Genomic DNA, 20,401 nt, shown 5'->3' on the forward strand with positions numbered 1-20,401 from the left:
CCGTACCTCTGTTGTCTCCTTCCGGCGTACGGCGCAAACAGCCCGGGTATCACCAAACGGGCAGAAGACGGTGCGTCAGCTGCCGTGGGTGAACGAGGAGTTGTGTGCGTATGACGTGCTGGTACGAGGGCCCCTTGGCCGCGTTCGACACGGAGACCACGGGCGTGGACGTCGAGACCGACCGGATCGTGTCGGCCGCCGTCGTCGTCCAGGACGCCGCGGGTTCCCGCCCCCGGGTGACCCGGTGGCTGGTGAACCCGGGGGTGCCGGTGCCCGAGGGCGCGACGGCGGTGCACGGGCTGACGGAGGAACATCTGCAGCGCAACGGTCGCTGGCCGTCCCCGGTGATGGACGAGATAGTCCGGGTGCTGGGCGAGCAGGCCGCGGTGGGCCGCCCGCTGGTGGTGATGAACGCGCCGTTCGATCTGACGCTGCTGGACCGGGAGTTGCGCCGGCATCGGGCGTCCTGCCTCGACCGCTGGTTCGAGTCGGCGCCGCTGCGCGTGCTCGATCCACGGGTCCTGGACAAACATCTGGACCGCTACCGCAAAGGCCGGCGCACGCTCACCGACCTGTGCGCGCACTACGGCGTCGCGCTGGAGGGCGCGCATGACGCGGGGGCGGACGCGCTGGCCGCGATGGAGGTGGTACGGGCGCTGGGGCGCCGGTTCGCGCCCCGGCTGGAGCGGCTCTCCCCCGCCGAGCTGCACACCTTGCAGTCGGTGTGGCACGCGGCGCAGGCACGTGGGCTGCAGGCCTGGTTCGCGCGCAGCGGTTCGCAGGAGTCGGTCGATCCGTCGTGGCCCCTGCGGCCGGAGCTGTCCGCGGCGGCTTGAGCGGGGGTGCGGCGGCCCACGCGAGGGTGTGGTGCGGCCCGCGTGGACACCGGCGCCGGCCGCCCGGGTATGCAAGAAGGCCGGTCCGTCTGTGACGGACCGGCCTTTCCCGGTGGGCGATACTGGGTTCGAACCAGTGACCTCTTCGGTGTGAACGAAGCGCTCTCCCACTGAGCTAATCGCCCGGGAACGCACTGAACGATACAGGTTCTGGCGGGTGTCGTTCAAACCGCTCGCAGCGAGGTCCTCAGTCCGTGCTGCCCCGCACGCATCATCAGCGCGTGGTTGAGCCGGAACAGAGGCCGTCCCGGCAGGGCGAGCCGCCGCAGCAGGGGCTTGCGCACGTCGACCTCCTGGTCGTACCGGGCACGGGTGCCCGGCCCGTCGGGGCACAGGGTCCAGCGGGCCCAGCCCTCGATGTCGCCCGACATCGCGATCTCCAGCACCCCGGCGACCGGGTCGCTCCGCACCTCCTGTGCGGTGAACACGAGGTCGTACGGCAGGAACGAGCGGATACGGATGGTGCCGCTCCGTTCGCCGGCCGGGCGCACCTCGCGGACCTGGGGCCACCAGCGCGGGTAGTCCTCGGCCTGTTCGAGAGCGCGGTAGACGTCGGCGGGCGGCGCGGGCAGGGCCCACAGGCTGCGGAAGCGGTAGTGACACCAGTCCATGGACCGAGTGTGCCGGTCCGGGGTCGCGCGTACGAGACGGGTACGTGCCGGCTTGTGTCACCGGGGATCACGGACTCGGTTTCGACGGGGCCGGTCTGACGGAGTGGTGGACGGACGGCCACCGGCCCGTCGACGATGCCGACACGGTCCGCGCCGCCGGACACCTACCGGGCGCCGTGGATCTGCTTCGGAGCGGCGAGGTATCCGTCGCGGGTCCAGCCCCGCTACGGCGCGGCGACCGACTTCTCAAATACCCTCTCGTCGGGGACAAGTGACATCGTGTTGGATCCGGCCGGAATAACCCGATTGCTTTCCGCCGACTTGGCCGACCTTCTCGACTCCAGCATTTCCGGCGCCTATCCGCGGCCCGAGGCCGAGCAGCACACCTCTTTTGTCGTACTTGCGCAACAAGCCGACCGCGTTCCGGAATAGGTCCTGCCGATTTCCACAGGCGGTCCGGGTCCGGGACTTATCCCAAAAGGCCACATAATCCTGGAAGTCCCTCTCCCCCTTGATCCTCGGGCGCGGGAGAGGGCACCCGGAGGCGGTGTGCGGAGGTGACGCGAGTGCCGACGCGAGTGCTGACGGCGGGTCACCCGAGGCTGGCGTGCTCAGTGGGGCGCCGCCGGCTGTTGGCGACGTCGCCCACTCCGGCCGAGGCGCCCTCACCCCGCCGGTACAACCCGCACGCGGCCGACCCTGCCGCGGAGACCGGGGCCTGCACCCAGACCCAGCACCGAGCACCGAGCACCGAGCACCGAGCACCGAGCACCGAGGCCATCCTCGTTCACCCTCGACGCGCTCTCCGGCCACGCGGCCCCCATGGCCGAGATCACGCGCTACGCGCCATCGCCGCGCTACACAGAGTGACGCGCCCCGTTGTGACCTGGCGCGGAAACGACGAAGGCGGCCCAGCTCCACGTATCCGTGGAGCTGGGCCGCCAACCGTGCTTGTGGGCGATACTGGGATCGAACCAGTGACCTCTTCGGTGTGAACGAAGCGCTCTCCCGCTGAGCTAATCGCCCGGGCGCAGGGAGAACATTACCCCATGTCAGGGGGTGACTCCGACCGGCAGGGGGCACTGCGGGGACGTCCCGCGGACGTCCCTCCGCCACCCCTTGCCACCCTTTGTCACTCTTTGATGTTCCAGGGCATCTGGAAGCCGAACTTCCAGAGGTAGACGGCGCAGAGTGCCGCGATGATCACGAGGCCGACGGTCGTCAGGATGATGTTGCGACGGCGGACCGCGGGGTCGAGAGCCCGCTGCGTCGCCTCCGTGACCTTGCGCTTCGTCCAGCGGAGCACCAACTGCGCCCAGACGAACTCGGTCGCCCAGATCGCCATGCCGCCGAAGATCACCAGCCAGCCCGGACCGGGCAGCGGAAGCATGATCACGCCCGCGACGACCACCGCGAGCCCCACGACGAAAACGCCCACCTGCCAGCTCAGGTGCAGCGCACGACGCGCCTTGATGAATTCCGGCGCCCGCGAACCGAGCGGCTGCTCGGCCTTCTTCTCGCCATCGGCCACGGCACCCTCGCCCGGCTCGTCACTCCCCGTATTCATACGACCAAACCCTACCGGAGAGAAACCAGTCACCGGAATGGCCCTATCCGGCGAAGGCACCCTCGGCCGGATGAGTTACGTAAAGGCACGCAAAACACTCAGAGGGGTTTACAACGGCACCGTAGGTGGCATGTCGATTTCGCCGACGTGCGAATCCCCGAGCGCACACTGAGCGAAAGGCCCTGGCGCTTATGAACACCACGGTCAGCTGCGAGCTGCACCTGCGCCTCGTTGTGTCGAGCGAGTCCTCACTGCCTGTTCCCGCAGGACTGCGGTATGACACGGCCGATCCCTACGCCGTGCACGCCACCTTCCACACCGGAGCCGAGGAAACCGTCGAGTGGGTGTTCGCCCGCGACCTCCTCGCGGAGGGCCTCCATCGGCCCACCGGTACCGGCGACGTCCGAGTCTGGCCGTCCCGAAGTCATGGTCAGGGCGTCGTATGCATCGCCCTGAGCTCCCCGGAGGGCGAGGCTCTGCTCGAGGCCCCGGCGCGGGCCTTGGAGTCCTTCCTGAAGCGAACGGACGCCGCCGTGCCCCCAGGCACGGAACACCGGCACTTCGATCTCGACACGGAGCTCTCACACATCCTGGCCGAGAGCTAGCGACGCCACAGAGCCGCCCGGCGCCGTCCACTCGGGGAGACGGCTCGGGCTAACACAACCGCATAGGGCACAACCGAGTTAGGCACAACAGCATGTGGCACAACCGCACAGATCACGAACACCGGCGCCGTCGCCGCGGACTTCCGCGGCGACGGCGTCGGTGCGTGTAGCGCCGCGCACCCTGGGTCCCGCGACCGTGACTCGGGGTGACGCGTGGCGACACCGGACCGAAGGCGACGCGGATCGGGGCGGCGCGGCGCGGCCGGACAGGGACCCGGCACCGTCGGCACCTCACGACGTCCGTCCGGTTCCTCCGCCCTTCCGCGCCATGCGCCCGGTCACCCAGCGCACACACGCCCGCCCCGGGCACCACAGAGCCGTCCGCGCTCCCCCGCCGCCGGGAAGCACTACCATCGGCCAGCATCGGCGGGCGGCCGCCCGACCCTCAGGCCAGGGAGCGAAACGTGCTGATCACCCACGACACCCGGTGCGCCCTCGACACCGTGGTGGATCTGGTGAACACCGCGCCGGAGGACGACACGGCGGACGGACTCGCGGATGTCCCGTCCCTCGCCGATTTCGTACGAAAGCACGACATCAGCGATGTCGGTGTGCTGTCGGAGCGGGATCTCGCGGCCGTGCGCGGGGTCCGCGGCCGGTTCGCCGGGGTCTTCGCCGCCGACGAGCCGCGGATCGCCGCCGGGCTCATCAACGAGCTGGTCGCCGCCGCGGGCACCACGCCCCGTCTCACCGACCACGACGGCTACGACTGGCACGTGCACTACTTCGCGCCCGGCGCCTCGGTCGCCGACCACCTCGCGGCCGACTGCGGGATGGCGCTGGCGTTCTTCGTGGTCGCCGGGGAACAGGACCGGCTGCGCCGGTGCGAGGCACCGGACTGCCGGCGGGCCTTCGTGGATCTCTCGCGCAACCGCTCGCGCCGCTACTGCGACAGCCGGACGTGCGGAAACCGGCTCCACGTGGCCGCGTACCGGGCACGCCGCAAGGAAGCCGCGGGCTGAGGGGTTCGCCGGGAGGCCGGCGACGAACGGCCCGCCGTGTGACGGGGCCGGACTGTGACGGGGCCGGACTGTGGCGGGCCGGACTGTGGCGGACTGACGTGCGACGGACTGGACGGCGGCGGGCTACGGAGCCCTCGACGGGTGACGCCAGGGGCTCCGTGTACGGCTCAGAGCAGCAGCAGGTCGTGCAGCGAAGCCATGAGCAGGAGACAGCCGATCACCGCCAGGAAGATCATCAGCGGTGGCTGGGAAAGTGCGAAGAGACAACCTCGCCGCTCCTCGGACGGCGCGGCGGGGTCGCTCTGTGTTGTGTCCAGCATCTCGCGGCGATGATGACGCAGCCACCACCCGCCGCGCGATCAACACGCCCGGGATGACAGCGAGTTCGCCAATATCCTCAATATCCGCGATGAGCAGGAACGAACGTGATCGTTTCCGCGACCCGCATGATCCGCCGTGTCGCTTCAGACCGCGCGGGGCGTCATATGCCGTGCTTCTTCAGGATGGCCTCGATGTCGCTGAAGTCGTCCCCCGCGCCGGAGGCCCGGGGAGCCGTCGCGGGGCGCGCGGCCGGGCGGGGGCCCTGGCTCAGCGAGGGCGCCGAGGCGGTGGGGGCCACGGCCTCACGCTGGGCGGCCCGGGCGGCCGCTTTGCGTTCCTTGCGCGTTCCGCCGCCGCGACGCTCCACGGCCCGCACCGTCATGAACAGCAGCCAGGCCGCGGCGAGCACGGCGAAACCCGCCCACGCGGTCGGGCTGAACGCGGTGTCGGCCAGCCAGCCGACGACCCCGGTCATCACCAGTCCGACCGGCACCAGTGCGTAGGCGGCGATGCGGGCGGCGGCGAGGAAACGCTTGCGGTAGGCCGTGACCGCCGCGATGCCCAGGCCGGCGGCGGAGACGGCGGAACAGACGGTCTCGGCAATCATCCGGTCCTCCAGGGCACGGCTCGACGGGGCGGGGCGGTTCGTCCCTTCCATCCTGCACCGCCCCGCGCCCGATATGCCATGCTCCGGGCACACCTCAGGGACATCTCCGGGTCAGGGTCCTCCCCAGGTCCCGGTCCGCGGGTCACCGGCCCGTGCCCCCTCGGTCCCCTGTGGGCCGGCGGACCCGGGACTGCGAGACTGGGGCCATGAACGACTCCTCCGCACCCACCACCGCCGTCCTGGACGTCTGGTGCGAACTCCAGTGCCCCGACTGCCGCGACGCCCTCGACGACCTGCGCGCGCTGCGCGCTCGCTACGGCGACCGGCTGGAGCTGCGCCTGCGGCACTTCCCGCTGGAGAAGCACCGGCACGCCTTCGCCGCCGCGCAGGCCGCCGAGGAGGCCGCGGAGCAGGGCCGGTCCTGGGAGTACGTCGAGGCGGTGCTCGGCCGTGTCGAGGAGCTGGACCGCGAGGGCGAGCCCTTCCTGATCGAGGTCGCCCGTGAACTCGGCCTGGACGCTGAGGAGTTCGACACCGCCCTGGTCGACGGTCGGCACATCCTGATCGTCGACGCCGACCAGGCCGAGGGCAAGGCCATCGGGGTGACCGGCACCCCGACGTACGTCATCGGCGGCGAACGGCTCGACGGCGGCAAGAGCCGGCAGGGCCTGCGCGAGCGCGTCGAGGAGATCGCCGACCGGCTGCTGGCCGGGAGCGAGTAGCGCCCTTGGAGCGGGTCCGCCCTCAGAGCAGGTTCTTGTAGAGGTGGTACGAGCTCGTCGTGTAGCCGAGCGACTCGTAGAGCTTCTCGGCCGGGGTGTTGCCCGCGAACACGTTCAGGCCGATGCGGTCCCGCCCGCCGGTGACGGCCTGGGCCTCGGCGAGCAGCATCAGGGTGCGCCCGTGACCGCGGCCCCGGTGCGCCGCGTCGGCCTCGACGTCGAGCACGTACGCCGTGTCGGGCCACAGCCCCACCCACAGGGTGCCGACCGGGATTCCGTCCTGCTCCAGGACGCTGATCAGCGTGTTCTCGCTGGCCAGGCCGTCCGGCATGAACCTGGCATGCCCCTGGTCGGTCTTGGAGTACGCCTCCGCCTCCGGCACGCCCCGCTCGATCAGGGTGCGGGCGAACGCCTCGCGCTCGGCGGCCAGCCAGGGAACGTACTCGGCCTCGGTCATGGGCCGCCCGACGCTCCCGGCGGGCAGTCCGGGCGGCGGCCCGTCCAGGCGCTTGGTCATGTTGCGGTTGCTGAGGACGTATCCGAGTGTCGTGGCGAGCCGGAGCGCGGCCTCCGCGTCCCCGGGCACCGAGGTCTCGACGCGTCGGCAGCCCCAGCCGCGCGCCACCTCCTCGGCCGCGAGCGCGGCCACCGTGCCCCGGCCCCGTCCGCGGTCCGGCTCGTCGATGCCCAGCTCCCCGATCACGCCCACGGTGGGCCCGTACTCGGGATGGGTGGAGAGACGGACGCCGCCCACGGGGCGGCTGTTCACGCACACCTGGTAGTGGCGGGACAGCGCCCCGCCGGCTCCGCGCTGAAGCGGCTCGGTCGGCCGCAGAGTGGTGGTCATCAGGGGTGTTCTACCCGCCCCGCGGTCCCTCGTCATCCCGATTTACGTCCGCCCGCGGACCGTTCACCGCTGACGACGGACCGGGCCCGGGGCTCCGGGCCGTGGCACGCGTGGTCGGGGCGGGCCGTCCTACGGATCGAGGTCGTGTCCGGCCCGCTCGTCGAAGATCCGCATCGCCTTGGCCGTCACCGGTCCGGGCGCGCCCGGGAGTTCACGTCCGTCGACCCGGTGCACGCCCTGCACGTCCCGCAGGGTGGAGGTCAGGAAGATCTCGTCGGCGCGCTCCAGGACGTCCAGCGGCAGGTCGGACTCCTTGGCGCCGGTCCACTCGACGGCGAGCGCGCGGGTGATGCCGGCGAGGCAGCCGGAGGCCACCGGCGGGGTGTGGATCTCGCCGTCGAGCACGACGAAGACGTTCGACCCGGTGCCCTCGCACAGCTGCCCGACCGTGTTGGCGAACAGCGCCTCGGACGCGCCCTGTTCGCGCGCTCGGGCCAGCGCGACCACGTTCTCGGCGTAGGAGGTGGTCTTGAGGCCGGTGACGGCGCCGCGCTCGTTGCGGGTCCACGGCACGGTGATCACGGCGGTGGAGTCGGGGCGCCGCGCGGACTCGCCCAGGGCGACGACCAGGGTCGGACCGCGGTCTCCCCGGTCCGAGCCGAGCGGGCCGTGGCCGCCGGTGTACGTGATGCGCAGGCGGCCGAGCGGCATCGGGTCGGCGTCCAGGACGGCCGCGCAGGCGCGGCGCACCTCGTCGCGATCGGGGTCGGGCAGCCCGAGGCCGCGCGCGGAGCGGGCCAGTCGGTCGAGGTGCCGGGTCAGCGCGAACGGCCGCCCTTCCACCGCCTTCACGGTCTCGAAGATGCCGTCGCCCACGGTCAGTCCGTGATCGAAGACGGAGACACGGGCGGACTCGCTGTCCTGCAGCCCGCCGTCGAGCCAGATCTTCACGTCAGGATCCCTTCACTCACCTCGAATGCTCCCGACGCTACAGCGAGCAGTCGGGACGCCTTCAGCTCGGTCTCGCGCCATTCGCCCTCGGGGTCGGAGCCCCAGGTGATGCCCGCCCCGGTGCCGAACCGCAGGACGCCCTCCTCACGGTCGGCCCAGAAGGTGCGGATGCCGACGGCGAGTTCCGCGGTGCCGCGGTCCGCGTCGACCCATCCGATGCCCCCGCAGTAGGGGCCGCGCGGGGCGGTCTCCAGCGCGTCGATGATGTGCAGGGCACTGGCCTTGGGGGCGCCGGTGACCGAGCCGGGCGGGAAGGCGGCGGCGAGCAGCTCGGGCCAGCCGGCGTCCTCGCGCAGCTCGCCGCGGACGGTGGAGACGAGGTGGACGAGCCCGGGATGCTTCTCGACGGCGCACAGGTCGGGCACGGTCACAGTGCCGGTGGCACAGACCCGTCCGAGGTCGTTGCGGACCAGGTCGACGATCATCACGTTCTCGGCGTAGTCCTTCTGCAGCAGGTCGGCCTCGGTGCGGCCGGTGCCCTTGATGGGGCCGGACTCGACCGTGCGGCCGGTGCGGCGCAGGAAGAGCTCGGGTGAGGCGGTGGCGATCTCGACGCCCTGCCGGGGCAGCCGGACGGTTCCGGCGTACGGGGCGGGGTTGCCGCGGGCCAGCAGGGCGGTCAGCGCGTCCAGGTCGGCGTCGGGGGCGAGCGGCGCGGACAGGACGCGGCAGAGGTTGGTCTGGTAGACCTCGCCGGCGGCTATGTCGTCGCGGATGCGGCGGACACCCCGTGTGTACGCGGCGCGGTCGAGGGACGACGTCCAGTCACCGGCGGCCGGACCGCGCCACCGGCCGGGCACGGGGGCGGGCACCGGCTCGCGCCGTACGTCGGCGAAACGGGCGCAGACCAGACGCCCCTCGAAGTCGGCCGAGACGGCCCAGAAGCCGGTGGAGTCCAGGGCCGCGGGGTCGCCGGTGACATCGAGGAGACCGGTCGCGACGAGGCCACCGAAGCGGGCGAGAGGAGGGAGGTCGAGCACGCAGTCGAGTCTAGGGCGGGTGACCTGCGGGTGCCCCGACCGTGTCCTCGGGCGGACAGACCGCAGCACGCTGCGCAAACGCGTTTTTGTACTGGCCGGGGAATCCGCTAGAGTTCAACACGTCGCCGGGACGCGCAAGCCGACCGGAAACGACAAGCGGACGTAGCTCAGTTGGTAGAGCGCAACCTTGCCAAGGTTGAGGTCGCCAGTTCGAACCTGGTCGTCCGCTCGCAGGACAGTGGGGGATCCACCCGAACCCCCGCGCTCCTGGTGGAGTGGCCGAGAGGCGAGGCAACGGCCTGCAAAGCCGTCTACACGGGTTCAAATCCCGTCTCCACCTCCAAGGACGATTAGCTCAGCGGGAGAGCGCTTCCCTGACACGGAAGAGGTCACTGGTTCAATCCCAGTATCGTCCACTGGATCACCCCGCACTGGTGTGCGAGATCCGAACCCGCGCGATTAGCTCAGCGGGAGAGCGCTTCCCTGACACGGAAGAGGTCACTGGTTCAATCCCAGTATCGCGCACGCAGTACGCCGCGGATCCTGTACCTTGAGGTCCGTCCCGCGCGATTAGCTCAGCGGGAGAGCGCTTCCCTGACACGGAAGAGGTCACTGGTTCAATCCCAGTATCGCGCACCAGCCAGAAGCCCCCGGCCGTCTCGTACGGTCGGGGGCTTCGTCGTGTGCGCCACGCCCGGCCGGGGACACCCCGGCCGGCACGGTCACGACGAGAAGAGCATGTGCCCGAAGCTCTTGTGACGGTGGTGGCCGCCGTGGCCGCCGCCGTAGTGACCGCCACCGTGGCCACCGCCGCCGTGCGGGGCACCCCAGGCGGGCGCGGGAGCGGACGGGTACGCCTGCGGGGCGGCCGGGGGCGGCGGCGCGGGCTGCGACCACTGCGACTCCACGCGGGTCAGCGCCTCCAGCTCGCCGTAGTCGAGAAAGATCCCGCGGCAGCCGCTGCACTGCTCGATCTGGACACCGTTGCGGTTGTACGTGTGCATCGGCGCATGGCACTTCGGACACTGCATGCTCGGCTCAACTCCTCGCCGGTCGGTACTGCTTCCGCCAGGACAGACACTGTCCGGCTTCGATCGGTTGCACCCTACGTCGTCGGACCAGGTGCCAACTGCGGCGGGACGGCTCCCATTCGGGCGCACGCGTCGATCACGGCCTGCTGCACCTCGTCCAACGGGCGGTCCGCCGCGACGGACTTGGCGATCGCCAGGGCCGCGGTCTGCACCGTGAGGGCGCGGGCCGCCACGTCCAGGGCGGGCCACGGGTCGCCGTCGGCGGGGACCGCCGGGCCTGCCGCGCCCCGGTAGGCGGTCAGGAAGCGGGTCCAGTCGTCGGGCGGGAGAAGGCCGCAGGCGTACCAGGCGGCCGGGCGGGCCAGGTCCCAGGACGGGACGCCCGCACCGAGGTCGTCCACGTCGATGAGGAGCCAGTGGCCGGCGGGTGCGGGGTGACGGACGAGCTGGCCGAGGTGCAGGTCTCCGTGGCACAGGGTGGCCGGGCCCGGCATGGCCGCCTCGGCGCGGGCCCAGGCGGGGAGGCCCGCCCAGGCGCGCAGGACCGGAGCGGTGGCCGGGTGCGGACCCGCCGACCGGAGCCGCGCGATCGCCCGGGCCGCCTTGACGGGGCCCCGCATGGGCGGCAGGCCGGCCGGAACGGGGGTTCGGTGGAGACGGGCCAGCAGGATCGCGGCCGCCTCCCAGGGGGCCGCCTCGGGAACCTCGGGGTCGACGGGGATGCCGTACGGCCAGAAGCTGACCGGCCGCCCGTGGAGGTCGGCGGGCTCCGGACGGAGCGGGGCGAGGAGGATGCCGGCCAGGGCGGGGTGCGCGGCGACCGCGAGGCGGCGGGAGAGGCCGGCGGCGTCCGTGCCGGACGCGTGGGCCTTGGCCACGGTGTCGCCGTGGCGTACGACGGTGCCGTCGGGCCGGTCGGCGAGGACACTGTCCCGGTGCGCGCAGGCGCCGGCGGTGGGGTGGGCCGCGCTCCGCGCCCCGGTGGTCAGGGCGGGCAGCACATCTGCGGTCACGGGTCCCCCTGGGTGCGTTCGGTACCGGGCGAGCGTACGCAGCGGGGCGCGCCGCGAGAATCCCGCGTCCCCCGGTCCTCCGTCCCCCGGTCTCTCGGCCGTCCCCCGCGCCCGCTGTCGCGCTCTCCTCCCCGGGCCGCCACGGCGGCGGACGGCGACGCGGGAGCGGCACGGGTTCGGGGTTGCCGGAACACCGGAACACATGAATCCCGACCTGCGGGCTCATCATCGGCCCGAGGACCCGCCGGCCTCACCGGGCCACCGCACAAGGGGCGGACCCGCCCGGCCACCGGAAAACCGGATCCGTCGGGACAAAAACAATGCCCGCGCAGCTCCCCAGCTGCGCGGGCATCTTTTTGCCGTCCGCCGCACCCCCGTCCCCACGGGGTTTCATGGCCGGATGTCCCCGCCCGGACCGCTCATCCGGGCCTGGGGCGCCGCTCAGCGCCCCAGCATCACGCCCACGGACGACGCTTGTGTGACCACTGACTCCCAGCCGCCGAAGACGACCACGAGCAGGGCCGCCAGAGGAAGGACCATCGCTGTCGCCACCAAGGGGTGGCGCTGACCCTGACGACGTGGGCGGAACGCGGCGCTGTATGCCCTGCGTCCCTGCGTGCGGATCGCCGTCCGCGGTGCCGTGTGGGCCATGGTCCCTCTCCTGACCGAGCATCTGTGTGGTTGGCAGCGGCGGGTGTCTGACCTCGGGGGACGAGTGCTGCACCCGCCGCTTGACCTCAAATCTATGGGCGCGGCGACACCGGGTCGTCATGCCCTCGTACCGATTGCCGGGCCTCCCGGAGGATGAGCGATGACCTGCGGTGTACTCCCCTGGGTGGAGACGGGGACCTAGGTCTCAGGGTCTTCCCGGAGGGGGCGGCCGGTGTGCCCCTACTGTTCCGAGCTGTCCTCCCTGGGCACCGGCTGCTCGACCAGCGCCAGCACCCGCGTCGCCATGAAGCGCGCGGTGCGCACGACTGATCCACTTCGGGTGACTTCGCTCACTTCCACGACACCTCGGCGTACCGCTGTCTCCACCCTGCGGCCCGCCCTGCTCGCCACCACCTCGTACGTACGCGTCGTGTCCCCGGCGTCCACGACTATCTCCACGCGATCACCCTTCACGGGCTCAATCCCCCTTCTGCGACGGATGGTTGGGATCACAGCCGGCCCAAGGCCGCGCTGTTCGCGCCTTCCCTGACCACCTCTCAAGTTTCCCACCCGGCACTGACAATCGATCGGGCCGCGAGGGCGCGGCCTCTGCGCGCTCCCGGCCGCGGAAACGTAAGCTGTGGCTCGTCAAACGGACCGGGCAGCGGGGATGGACATGGCGATGATGCGCCTGAGGCGCGAGGACCCGCGTGTCGTCGGCTCGTTCAGGCTTCACAGACGGCTCGGCGCGGGTGGGATGGGCGTGGTCTACCTGGGCTCCGACCGTCGTGGGCAGCGGGTCGCGCTCAAGGTGATCCGGCCGGATCTGGCGGAGGATCAGGAGTTCCGGTCACGGTTCGCGCGCGAGGTCTCGGCGGCCCGGCGGATCAGGGGCGGCTGCACGGCCCGGCTCGTCGCCGCCGATCTCGACGCGGAGCGGCCCTGGTTCGCCACGCAGTACGTGCCGGGGCCCTCGCTGCACGACAAGGTCGCCGAGGAGGGCCCGATGGCGGCCGCCGACGTGGCCGCCGTGGGCGCCGCGCTCTCCGAGGGACTCGTGGCGGTGCACGAGGCCGGGGTCGTGCACCGCGACCTCAAGCCGTCCAACATCCTGCTGTCCCCGAAGGGGCCGCGGATCATCGACTTCGGTATCGCCTGGGCGACGGGCGCCTCCACTCTCACCCACGTCGGTACGGCCGTCGGCTCGCCCGGCTTCCTGGCGCCCGAGCAGGTGCGCGGCGCCGCCGTCACCCCGGCCACGGACGTCTTCGCGCTGGGGGCCACCCTGGCGTACGCGGCGACCTCCGACTCGCCCTTCGGACACGGCAGTTCCGAAGTGATGCTCTATCGGGTGGTGCACGAGGAACCGCAGCTGCACGGCGTGCCCGACGCACTGGCTCCGCTCGTCCGGGCCTGTCTCGCCAAGGACCCCGAGGAGCGCCCCAGCACGCTCCAACTGTCCTTGCGGCTCAAGGAGATCGCGGCTCGCGAGGCACAGGGCATGACGGACGTCCGGCCGCCCGCGCAGCGCAACGACCCCGACCGGCCCACGGGGCGCCTCGCCGAGCAGTACGCCGAGCAGCCCACCCAGCGCCGCCCGCAGGGCACTCCCCCGCCGCGCACCGGCGGGACGAACGGCGGCGGTTCCCGGCCCGCGCCGTCGGGTTCGCGCCCCACGCCCTCCCGGAACACCGGGCGCTCCGGCAGCCGGCCCGCGCCCCGCAGCGGTGCCGGGCGGCAGGGGCCGCGGACCACCGGGACCGGGCGCCGGCCCGCCAACCCGCGGCTGCTGCGGCAGCGCCTGTTCGTGTTCGTCGTGGTGACGCTGCTCGTCGCCCTGGGCATCGCGGTGGCGCAGGGCTGCCAGGGTCCGGCGCGGGGGCTCGACGACGGGGAGGGGCGCCAGGTCGTACGGGTCCTCCGGCAGGAGCGGCCGTCGTCCTGGCCCGCGCCCACCGGGGACACCAGGGCCGCGCGGTACGGGGGCTTCAGCGGGACGGCCGGCTAGCCCGAAGCGCGAGGCCGTACGGAGATCTGGACGACCGGGAGACGTCCGCGCCTCCGGGACCGAGCCCGGAACAGCTCACGCCCCCTGCGACCGGACAACCGCCGGTCAGACGCCGGGGCGTCCCGTCGCCACCGCGTAGAACGCGACCGCGGCCGCCGCACCCACGTTGAGGGAGTCGACGCCGCGCGCCATCGGGATGCGGACCCATTCGTCCGCCGCCATCAGGGCCTTCGTGGACAGGCCGTCGCCCTCCGCGCCGAGCATCAGCGCGACCCGTTCCATCCGGTGCGGGGCCGCCTCGTCGAGGGAACGCGCCTTCTCGTCCGGGGTGAGGGCGAGCAGCGTGAAGCCGGCCTCACGGACCGACTCCAGGCCCCTGGGCCAGCTGTCGAGACGCGCGTACGGGACGGAGAAGACCGCGCCCATGGAGACCTTCACGGAGCGGCGGTAGAGCGGGTCGGCGCAGTCCGGGGAGAGGAGGACCGCGTCCATGCCGAGGGCGGCGGCGGAGCGGAAGATCGCGCCGATGTTGGTGTGGTCGTTGACCGCCTCCATGACGACCACCCGCCGGGCGGACCCCAGGAGTTCGTCCGCCGTCGGCAATGGTTTGCGCTGCATGGAGGCGAGCGCGCCGCGGTGCACGTGGTAGCCGGTGACCTGCTCGGCGAGCTCCGGGCTGACCGCGTAGACCGGGGCCGGCAGTTCGTCGATGACATCGCGCATGACGTCGACCCACTTGGCGGACAGGAGCATGGAGCGCATCTCGTATCCGGCGTCCTTGGCCCGTCTGATGACCTTCTCGCCCTCGGCGATGAACAGGCCTTCGGCGGGTTCGCGCTTTCGGCGCAGTTCCACGTCGGTCAGGCCCGTGTAGTCGCGCAGACGAGGGTCGTCGGGGTTCTCGATGGTGATGAGATCGGCCACAGGGTGATACTGCCTTGTCCTGGGTGCGGTGCCAACGGCTGGGAAGAGGTCGGGTTACCCCGGGTTACTCGGATACGTCCGGAGCCGGCCGTACCGGTTCTCCCGGGCCCACGTTCACGACCTCGCCGACGACGATCACCGCGGGCGGCTTCACGTCCTGCGCGACGACGGTCTCGGCGACCGTCGCCAGGGTCGCGTCGACCCTGCGCTGCGCGGCGGTCGTGCCCTCCTGGACCAGGGCGACGGGGGTGTCGGCCGGCTTGCCGTGGGCCATCAGGGTCTCGGCGATCCGGCCGATCTTGTCGACGCCCATGAGGACGACGAGTGTGCCCCGCAGGGCGGCGAGGGCCGGCCAGTCGACGAGGGAGCGTGCGTCGCCGGGGGCGACATGACCGCTCACCACGGTGAACTCATGCGCGACACCCCGGTGGGTGACCGGGATACCGGCCGCACCGGGCACGGAGATCGAGCTGGAGATGCCGGGGACCACGGTGCAGGCGATGCCCGCCGCCGCGAGCGCCTGGGCCTCCTCCATGCCACGGCCGAAGACGAAGGGGTCGCCGCCCTTGAGACGGACGACGGACTTGCCCTGTTTCGCGTGCTCGATCAACGCGTTGTTGATCGCTTCCTGGGCCATGTACCGGCCGTACGGGATCTTCGCCGCGTCGATGACCTCGACATGCGGCGGGAGTTCGGCCAGCAGGTCGCGCGGGCCGAGGCGGTCGGCGATGACCACGTCGGCCTCGGCGAGCAGACGGCGGCCGCGGACCGTGATCAGGTCCGGGTCACCGGGGCCGCCACCGACCAGGGCGACACCCGGGGCACGGGTGCGGTGGTGCGGCGCCACCAGGGTCCCGTCGCGGAGTCCCTCGACCACCGCGTCGCGGATCGCCGCCGTGTGCCGGGGATCGCGGCCCCGCGCGTCCGTCGTGAGGACCGCGACCGTCACGCCCTCGCTGTGCCCCGTCGCCGGGGTCCAGGCCGTCGCCGCGTCGGCGTCGTCGGAGCGGACGCACCAGACGCGGTGCCGTTCCGCCTCGGCGGAGGCCGCCGCGCTCGCCCCGGGATCGCTGGTGGCGATCAGGGCGTACCAGGCACCGGCGAGGTCGCCGTCCTCGTAGCGACGCCTGGTCCAGGTGATCTCGCCCGCGTCCGCCATCGCCTCGACGGAGGGCGTCGCCTCCGGTGACACGAGGTGGACGTCCGCGCCCGCGGCGATGAGCGCGGGGAGACGGCGCTGGGCCACCTGGCCGCCGCCGAGGACGACCACGCGGCGGCCGGTGAGGCGGAGACCTACGGGGTAGGCGGGGTGTTCGGCCATGGCGGTGCGGCTCCTCGTACGGACGGTGCGGTGGGGCGCGCCGCGGCTGTGGAGCGGCCCTGACGTGGGGATTTTAGGCGCCGGTCCGGTGAACGGGCCGGGTGGGGGTTCCTTCCCGGGCCCGCCTCCTCCCGAAACCGGGGCGGTGCCCGGCCCGGCGTGCGGGCGCGTCCGCGGTGGTGGGCGGTGGTCCGCACCGCGGAACACCTGCCCACCACGCCCGGCCGCTACTTCTCGGTGACCCCCGCGGAATCGAACGTCGCCACCTCGTGCATGGCGCGCGCCGCGCTCTGCACCACGGGCAGGGCCAGCAGGGCGCCGGTGCCCTCGCCGAGGCGGAGGTCGAGGTCGATCAGCGGGCGCAGGCCCAGCTTGTTCAGGGCCGCCACATGGCCCGGTTCCGCGCTGCGGTGGCCCGCGATGCAGGCCGCGAGCACCTCGGGAGCGACGGCGCGGGCCACCAGGGCCGCCGCGCCGGCGCTGACACCGTCCAGGATCACCGGCGTACGGAGCGAGGCACCGCCCAGCAACAGGCCGACCATCGCCGCGTGTTCGAGGCCGCCGATGGCCGCGAGGACGCCGATGGGGTCGGCCGGGTCCGGCTGATGGAGTTCGATGGCGCGCCGCACGACCTCGGTCTTGCGGGCCAGGGTCTCGTCGTTGATGCCGGTGCCCCGGCCCGTCACCTCGGACGGGTCGGCACCGGTGAAGACCGAGATCAGGGCGGCGGACGCGGTGGTGTTGGCGATGCCCATCTCACCGGTCAGCAGTGCCTTGTTGCCGGCCGCCACCAGGTCGCGGGCCGTCTCGATGCCCACCTCGATCGCCGCGGTGACCTCCTCGCGGGTCATCGCGGGACCGGTGGTCATGTCGGCGGTGCCCGCGCGGACCTTGCGCGGCAGGAGCCCCGGCGTCGCGGGGAGGTCGGAGGCGACGCCCACGTCGACGACGCAGACCTCCGCCCCGACCTGGTTGGCGAACGCGTTGCAGACCGCGCCGCCGCCCAGGAAGTTGGCCACCATCTGGGCGGTGACCTCCTGCGGCCACGGGGTGACGCCCTGGGCGTGCACACCGTGGTCGCCGGCGAAGATCGCGACGGCGGCGGGCTCCGGGATCGGCGGCGGGCACATCCGGGACAGACCCGACAGCTGCGCGGAGATGATCTCCAGCATGCCGAGCGCGCCCGCGGGCTTGGTCATCCGCTTCTGCCGCTCCCAGGCCTCGCCGAGCGCCTTGGCGTCCAGCGGGCGGATGTTGGAGACGGTCTCGGCGAGCAGGTCGTGCGGCTCCTCGCCGGGCAGCGCGCGTCGGCCGTACGTCTCCTCGTGCACGACCCAGGACAGCGGACGGCGCTTGGACCAGCCCGCCTGCATGAGCTCGGGCTCCTCCGGGAACTCGTCGACGTAGCCGACGCAGAGATACGCCACGACGTCCAGGTGTTCGGGCAGTCCGAGGGCGCGGACCATCTCGCGCTCGTCGAAGAAACTGACCCAGCCGACACCGAGGCCCTCGGCGCGCGCCGCGAGCCACAGGTTCTGGACGGCGAGCGCGGACGAGTAGGGGGCCATCTGCGGCTGGGTGTGCCGGCCCAGGGTGTGGCGGCCGCCGCGGGTCGGGTCGGCGGTGACGACGATGTTCACCGGGGTGTCGAGGATCGCCTCGATCTTCAGTTCCTTGAACTGCTTGGCACGGCCCTTGGGCAGCGACTTGGCGTACGCCTCGCGCTGGCGGGCCGCCAGTTCGTGCATCGTGCGGCGGGTCTCGGCGGAACGGATGACGACGAAGTCCCAGGGCTGGGAGTGGCCCACGGACGGCGCGGTGTGCGCGGCCTCCAGGACCCGCAGCAGGACGTCGTGCGGGATCGGGTCGTTGCGGAAGCCGTTGCGGATGTCGCGGCGCTCGCGCATCACGCGCAGGACCGCCTCGCGTTCCGCGTCGTCGTAGCCGGGGGCCGCCGGGCCGGTGGACTCTCGTACGTCTTCCACTGCGGCCGTGCTCTCTTCCTGGTCGGCGACCTGGGTGTCCAGGTCCTCCGCTTGCTGTGCGACTACGGGCTCCGGGTCCGCGTCGAGCGGCTCCGGCACGGGGGGCGCCTCCGCCTCGCGGGGTGCGGGCACCGGGGCCGCGTGCTCCTCCTGGTGGGCGGGAGCCTCCGTGATCCCTCCGGGCGCGGCCTCCGGCGGGCCGTCGAAGGCCGGGGCCTGCTCGTGGGCGGGCGCGTCGGCCGGGAGCCACTCCTGCGTGGGCAGCGGCGGCACGGTCATGGCGTGCGGCGGGGTCGGGGCGAGGTGCGGGGTCGTCGGCACCTGTCCGTCGACGGGCACGAACCGGCCGAGCGAGTCGTCCGCCGAGGGGTCCGTGGAAACGTTCCGGAAGCCGGCCTCGTCCCGCGCCTCGCCGTGGAGGTCCTCGTCGTGCGACGGGTTCGCCGCGTGGGACGCCCCGTCGTGCGGCTGGTTCGCGGGCGGGTGGGACGCCTCGCCGTGCGCGGCGACGCCGCCCGGGACGCCGGGGGCGGCCTCGGCGAACGCGGCGTGCGCCTCGGCGGGGGGCGCGAACTGGGCGGCCTGGACCGGGAAGGCGCCGGCACCGGGCACCGCCCGGCCGTACGAGTCGTCCGCGGCCGGTGTCCGCGCTTCGGCGGGCTCGGGTGCCAGGGAGGGAACCTGGGGGTGCGGGGCGGACGCGGGCTGCGCGGCCTCCGCGAATCCGCCCTCCGCCCCGCCCGCTCGGCCACCTGCCGCGACGTGCGCGAACCGGTCCGCCGATTCCGGGATGTGGACACCGGCGTCGACGAACCGGACGGCGCGGTCCGGGAACCGCGCCGCCTGCTCGGCCGCGTGGGCGGCCTGCTCGACGAAGGGGACGGCTTGGCCCGCGAAGTGCACGCCCTGATCGGTGAGGTGGCCCGCCGGGTCGGCGAGATGGACGGACGGGTCACCGCCGGCCGGGGCGACCGGGTGAGCCGCCTGGTCCTGGTGGGCGGCCTCGTCCTGAGCGAGGCGGTCCTGCGCGGCCTCGTCCTGGACGGACTGGAACGCCTGCTCGGGCGTCAGGTCCCCTTCGTCCACGGGAACCCCTGCCGGAGCGGCCACGGGTCCGGACACGTGGGCGTCGGGCACCTGCTCGGCGGCATCGTCGTCCGCCGTCGGCTCCGTGTGCGAAGCGTCGCCGGCCGCCGCGAACGCGTCGGCGTCGGGGGTCTCCGGGACCCGGGGGTCCGGCGTGTGGGTGGCCTCGGGGCCCTGCGCGGCCTCCGGACCCGCCTGCGCGAGGTGCTCCTGTGCCGGCTCGGCCGTGCGGTCGGCCTCCGGTGCCGCGAGAGCCGCGTCCGCGGCCGCCAGGTCGACGTCGGCGTCTGCGTCTGCGTCGAGAGGCGACGCGAGTCCTGTGTGCCTGTGCCCGGCCTCTTCGACGGCCTGGTGCGCCAGGGGGGACTCCGCGGTACCCGACGCTTCGTCATACGTCGGCGCCGCCCCGAACGCCGTCTCCGGTCCGGCGGTGAAGCCGGCCTCGGAGCCCTGCCCCGCGCCCGGGACGACCGTTTCTTCAGCCGTCGGCCCGGGACCGGCGGGCGGCGCCCCCCAGGGCACCGCGCCCTGCGGCGGGATCTCGGAGAGCTGCGGCACGTCGAGGTACTCGGGACCCACCGTCGCAGGACCGGCGTGCCGGACCGGGGTCGCGGGGTTCATCGCGTGGGCGGGGGTGGCGAGCGGTGCGGAGGCGGGTCCGCGGTCGGCGAGCGAGCGCACCGGTCCGGCGGAGACGTCCGGGGTCGGCGGGCCGAGGTGCAGTGGGCGGCGCGGCACGACCGGCTGCGCGGCGGGTACGGACCCGGCCCCGCGGACGGCGCTGAGGTCGACCGAACCGCTGTCCCGGCCGGCGGTCTCGTGCGGACCCGGTTCGTGGACGAGGGGCTGGGGGGCCGGCGGGCCCACCTCGTTGCCCCAGGCGCCCTGGGCACCCGGCATGAGGAGCAGGTCGTCGTCCTCGGCGTGGTTCTCGGAGGGGTCGAGGAAGGTGTACGCGTCCGGGGCGGGGGCGCCCGGCTGCTCCACCATGCCTGCGTTCTCCGGCAGTCCCTCGCCCGGGACCTGGCCGGTGTCGGTCATGCGTACCCCTCGCCCATCGGTTAGTGCTTCCAAGTCCTGCTCGCCCGGAACGGCGCACCGACCGCCCCACAGTGAAGAACGAGCGTGCGTGCCCAGCGGCACGAACGACCGGCCAACAAAGACGACAAAGCCATTAACTGGCATTGTCCCGG

General features: G+C 72.8%; 19 protein-coding genes and 7 tRNA genes. 10 read left to right on the forward strand and 16 right to left on the reverse strand.

Features of this window, described 5'->3' with window-relative positions:
• Positions 1 to 110: 110 nt before the first annotated feature.
• Complete coding sequence (locus HEP85_RS08210) at positions 111 to 836, forward strand: 3'-5' exonuclease (protein WP_168527204.1); 726 nt, start codon at positions 111 to 113, stop codon at positions 834 to 836.
• A gap of 113 nt (positions 837 to 949) precedes the next feature.
• Here HEP85_RS08210 and HEP85_RS08215 read toward each other — a convergent pair.
• From HEP85_RS08215 to HEP85_RS08230, 4 genes are all read right to left on the reverse strand, one after another.
• A tRNA-Val gene (locus tag HEP85_RS08215) sits at positions 950 to 1,021 on the reverse strand.
• A 39-nt stretch (positions 1,022 to 1,060) separates the two neighbouring features.
• The gene (locus HEP85_RS08220) at positions 1,061 to 1,507 is read right to left on the reverse strand and encodes an SRPBCC family protein (RefSeq protein WP_168527205.1); all 447 of its coding nucleotides are present in this window, start codon (positions 1,505 to 1,507) and stop codon (positions 1,061 to 1,063) included.
• Positions 1,508 to 2,461: 954 nt separating this feature from the next.
• Positions 2,462 to 2,533 (reverse strand) — tRNA-Val (locus tag HEP85_RS08225).
• 106 nt (positions 2,534 to 2,639) lie between these two features.
• Positions 2,640 to 3,074, reverse strand: a complete 435-nt coding sequence (locus tag HEP85_RS08230; RefSeq protein ID WP_168527206.1) for a TIGR02611 family protein — start codon at positions 3,072 to 3,074, stop codon at positions 2,640 to 2,642.
• A 191-nt stretch (positions 3,075 to 3,265) separates the two neighbouring features.
• Between HEP85_RS08230 and HEP85_RS08235 the strand changes: the two genes are divergently transcribed.
• Together HEP85_RS08235 and HEP85_RS08240 are read left to right on the forward strand one after the other, a co-directional pair.
• The gene (locus HEP85_RS08235; RefSeq protein ID WP_003959770.1) at positions 3,266 to 3,679 is read left to right on the forward strand and encodes an SsgA family sporulation/cell division regulator; all 414 of its coding nucleotides are present in this window, start codon (positions 3,266 to 3,268) and stop codon (positions 3,677 to 3,679) included.
• Positions 3,680 to 4,143: 464 nt separating this feature from the next.
• Positions 4,144 to 4,701, forward strand: coding sequence for a CGNR zinc finger domain-containing protein (locus tag HEP85_RS08240; protein ID WP_329286395.1), 558 nt, complete (start codon positions 4,144 to 4,146; stop codon positions 4,699 to 4,701).
• Between the two features lie 167 nt (positions 4,702 to 4,868).
• Here the strand turns inward: HEP85_RS08240 and HEP85_RS08245 are convergent, their stop codons facing one another.
• A complete protein-coding gene (locus HEP85_RS08245; RefSeq protein WP_168527207.1) occupies positions 4,869 to 5,021 on the reverse strand; it encodes a hypothetical protein in 153 nt (50 codons plus the stop codon).
• A gap of 161 nt (positions 5,022 to 5,182) precedes the next feature.
• Positions 5,183 to 5,629, reverse strand: a complete 447-nt coding sequence (locus tag HEP85_RS08250) for a hypothetical protein (protein WP_168527208.1) — start codon at positions 5,627 to 5,629, stop codon at positions 5,183 to 5,185.
• A 206-nt stretch (positions 5,630 to 5,835) separates the two neighbouring features.
• Here HEP85_RS08250 and HEP85_RS08255 point away from each other — a divergent pair, with 206 nt between their 5' ends.
• Positions 5,836 to 6,351: a DsbA family protein gene (locus HEP85_RS08255; protein WP_168527209.1), complete on the forward strand. Its 516-nt coding sequence runs from the start codon at positions 5,836 to 5,838 to the stop codon at positions 6,349 to 6,351.
• 22 nt (positions 6,352 to 6,373) lie between these two features.
• On the opposite strand, the gene HEP85_RS08260 is transcribed toward HEP85_RS08255, so the two are convergent.
• The 3 genes from HEP85_RS08260 to HEP85_RS08270 form a co-directional block, all read right to left on the reverse strand.
• Entirely contained in the window at positions 6,374 to 7,198 is an 825-nt protein-coding gene (locus HEP85_RS08260) for a GNAT family N-acetyltransferase (RefSeq protein WP_168527210.1), read from the reverse strand.
• Positions 7,199 to 7,327: 129 nt separating this feature from the next.
• Positions 7,328 to 8,149 (reverse strand): aminotransferase class IV, encoded by an 822-nt coding sequence (locus HEP85_RS08265; RefSeq protein ID WP_168527211.1) that lies wholly within the window; start codon positions 8,147 to 8,149, stop codon positions 7,328 to 7,330.
• Positions 8,146 to 9,189, reverse strand: coding sequence for a chorismate-binding protein (locus HEP85_RS08270; RefSeq protein WP_168527212.1), 1,044 nt, complete (start codon positions 9,187 to 9,189; stop codon positions 8,146 to 8,148). The genes HEP85_RS08265 and HEP85_RS08270 overlap by 4 nt, the downstream gene beginning before the upstream one ends.
• A gap of 156 nt (positions 9,190 to 9,345) precedes the next feature.
• Here HEP85_RS08270 and HEP85_RS08275 point away from each other — a divergent pair.
• The 5 genes from HEP85_RS08275 to HEP85_RS08295 all read left to right on the forward strand — a co-directional run bounded on the left by HEP85_RS08275 (position 9,346) and on the right by HEP85_RS08295 (position 9,828).
• Positions 9,346 to 9,418: transfer RNA gene (locus HEP85_RS08275), tRNA-Gly, on the forward strand.
• Positions 9,419 to 9,458: 40 nt separating this feature from the next.
• Positions 9,459 to 9,532 (forward strand) — tRNA-Cys (locus tag HEP85_RS08280).
• Position 9,533: 1 nt separating this feature from the next.
• Positions 9,534 to 9,605, forward strand: a tRNA-Val gene (locus tag HEP85_RS08285).
• A 37-nt stretch (positions 9,606 to 9,642) separates the two neighbouring features.
• Positions 9,643 to 9,714, forward strand: a tRNA-Val gene (locus tag HEP85_RS08290).
• A gap of 39 nt (positions 9,715 to 9,753) precedes the next feature.
• Positions 9,754 to 9,828 (forward strand) — tRNA-Val (locus HEP85_RS08295).
• Positions 9,829 to 9,911: 83 nt separating this feature from the next.
• Here the strand turns inward: HEP85_RS08295 and HEP85_RS08300 are convergent.
• From HEP85_RS08300 to HEP85_RS08315, 4 genes are all read right to left on the reverse strand, one after another.
• Positions 9,912 to 10,220 carry a zf-TFIIB domain-containing protein gene (locus HEP85_RS08300; RefSeq protein ID WP_168527213.1) on the reverse strand — a complete coding sequence of 103 codons (309 nt, stop codon included), beginning with the start codon at positions 10,218 to 10,220 and terminating at the stop codon, positions 9,912 to 9,914.
• Between the two features lie 74 nt (positions 10,221 to 10,294).
• The gene (locus HEP85_RS08305) at positions 10,295 to 11,233 is read right to left on the reverse strand and encodes a phosphotransferase family protein (RefSeq protein WP_369657646.1); all 939 of its coding nucleotides are present in this window, start codon (positions 11,231 to 11,233) and stop codon (positions 10,295 to 10,297) included.
• A gap of 441 nt (positions 11,234 to 11,674) precedes the next feature.
• A complete protein-coding gene (locus tag HEP85_RS08310) occupies positions 11,675 to 11,884 on the reverse strand; it encodes a hypothetical protein (protein WP_148007775.1) in 210 nt (69 codons plus the stop codon).
• A gap of 240 nt (positions 11,885 to 12,124) precedes the next feature.
• Positions 12,125 to 12,358: a hypothetical protein gene (locus tag HEP85_RS08315; protein ID WP_081223398.1), complete on the reverse strand. Its 234-nt coding sequence runs from the start codon at positions 12,356 to 12,358 to the stop codon at positions 12,125 to 12,127.
• A gap of 196 nt (positions 12,359 to 12,554) precedes the next feature.
• On the opposite strand from HEP85_RS08315, the gene HEP85_RS08320 reads away from it, so the two are divergent.
• The gene (locus HEP85_RS08320; protein ID WP_329525898.1) at positions 12,555 to 13,892 is read left to right on the forward strand and encodes a serine/threonine-protein kinase; all 1,338 of its coding nucleotides are present in this window, start codon (positions 12,555 to 12,557) and stop codon (positions 13,890 to 13,892) included.
• Positions 13,893 to 13,997: 105 nt separating this feature from the next.
• Here HEP85_RS08320 and HEP85_RS08325 read toward each other — a convergent pair whose 3' ends face one another.
• The 3 genes from HEP85_RS08325 to cobT form a co-directional block, all read right to left on the reverse strand.
• A complete protein-coding gene (locus HEP85_RS08325) occupies positions 13,998 to 14,816 on the reverse strand; it encodes an RNA methyltransferase (protein ID WP_168527214.1) in 819 nt (272 codons plus the stop codon).
• Between the two features lie 64 nt (positions 14,817 to 14,880).
• Positions 14,881 to 16,137 carry a uroporphyrinogen-III C-methyltransferase gene (gene cobA / locus HEP85_RS08330; RefSeq protein ID WP_168527215.1) on the reverse strand — a complete coding sequence of 419 codons (1,257 nt, stop codon included), beginning with the start codon at positions 16,135 to 16,137 and terminating at the stop codon, positions 14,881 to 14,883.
• Between the two features lie 227 nt (positions 16,138 to 16,364).
• Positions 16,365 to 20,249 (reverse strand): nicotinate-nucleotide--dimethylbenzimidazole phosphoribosyltransferase, encoded by a 3,885-nt coding sequence (cobT, locus tag HEP85_RS08335; protein WP_369657647.1) that lies wholly within the window; start codon positions 20,247 to 20,249, stop codon positions 16,365 to 16,367.
• Positions 20,250 to 20,401: the final 152 nt, after the last annotated feature.

This window comes from Streptomyces sp. RPA4-2, from assembly GCF_012273515.2.
Lineage (GTDB): Bacteria > Actinomycetota > Actinomycetes > Streptomycetales > Streptomycetaceae > Streptomyces > Streptomyces kaempferi.

What these genes read in the sequence shown, in the direction of transcription:
- HEP85_RS08210 (WP_168527204.1), top strand. Translation starts at nt 111, where the DNA reads ATGACGTGCTGGTACGAGGGCCCCTTGGCCGCGTTCGACACGGAGACC.
- HEP85_RS08220 (WP_168527205.1), bottom strand. Translation starts at nt 1,507, where the DNA reads ATGGACTGGTGTCACTACCGCTTCCGCAGCCTGTGGGCCCTGCCCGCG.
- HEP85_RS08230 (WP_168527206.1), bottom strand. Translation starts at nt 3,074, where the DNA reads ATGAATACGGGGAGTGACGAGCCGGGCGAGGGTGCCGTGGCCGATGGC.
- HEP85_RS08235 (WP_003959770.1), top strand. Translation starts at nt 3,266, where the DNA reads ATGAACACCACGGTCAGCTGCGAGCTGCACCTGCGCCTCGTTGTGTCG.
- HEP85_RS08245 (WP_168527207.1), bottom strand. Translation starts at nt 5,021, where the DNA reads ATGCTGGACACAACACAGAGCGACCCCGCCGCGCCGTCCGAGGAGCGG.
- HEP85_RS08250 (WP_168527208.1), bottom strand. Translation starts at nt 5,629, where the DNA reads ATGATTGCCGAGACCGTCTGTTCCGCCGTCTCCGCCGCCGGCCTGGGC.
- HEP85_RS08255 (WP_168527209.1), top strand. Translation starts at nt 5,836, where the DNA reads ATGAACGACTCCTCCGCACCCACCACCGCCGTCCTGGACGTCTGGTGC.
- HEP85_RS08260 (WP_168527210.1), bottom strand. Translation starts at nt 7,198, where the DNA reads ATGACCACCACTCTGCGGCCGACCGAGCCGCTTCAGCGCGGAGCCGGC.
- HEP85_RS08300 (WP_168527213.1), bottom strand. Translation starts at nt 10,220, where the DNA reads ATGCAGTGTCCGAAGTGCCATGCGCCGATGCACACGTACAACCGCAAC.
- HEP85_RS08310 (WP_148007775.1), bottom strand. Translation starts at nt 11,884, where the DNA reads ATGGCCCACACGGCACCGCGGACGGCGATCCGCACGCAGGGACGCAGG.
- HEP85_RS08320 (WP_329525898.1), top strand. Translation starts at nt 12,555, where the DNA reads ATGGACATGGCGATGATGCGCCTGAGGCGCGAGGACCCGCGTGTCGTC.
- cobA (WP_168527215.1), bottom strand. Translation starts at nt 16,137, where the DNA reads ATGGCCGAACACCCCGCCTACCCCGTAGGTCTCCGCCTCACCGGCCGC.
- cobT (WP_369657647.1), bottom strand. Translation starts at nt 20,249, where the DNA reads ATGACCGACACCGGCCAGGTCCCGGGCGAGGGACTGCCGGAGAACGCA.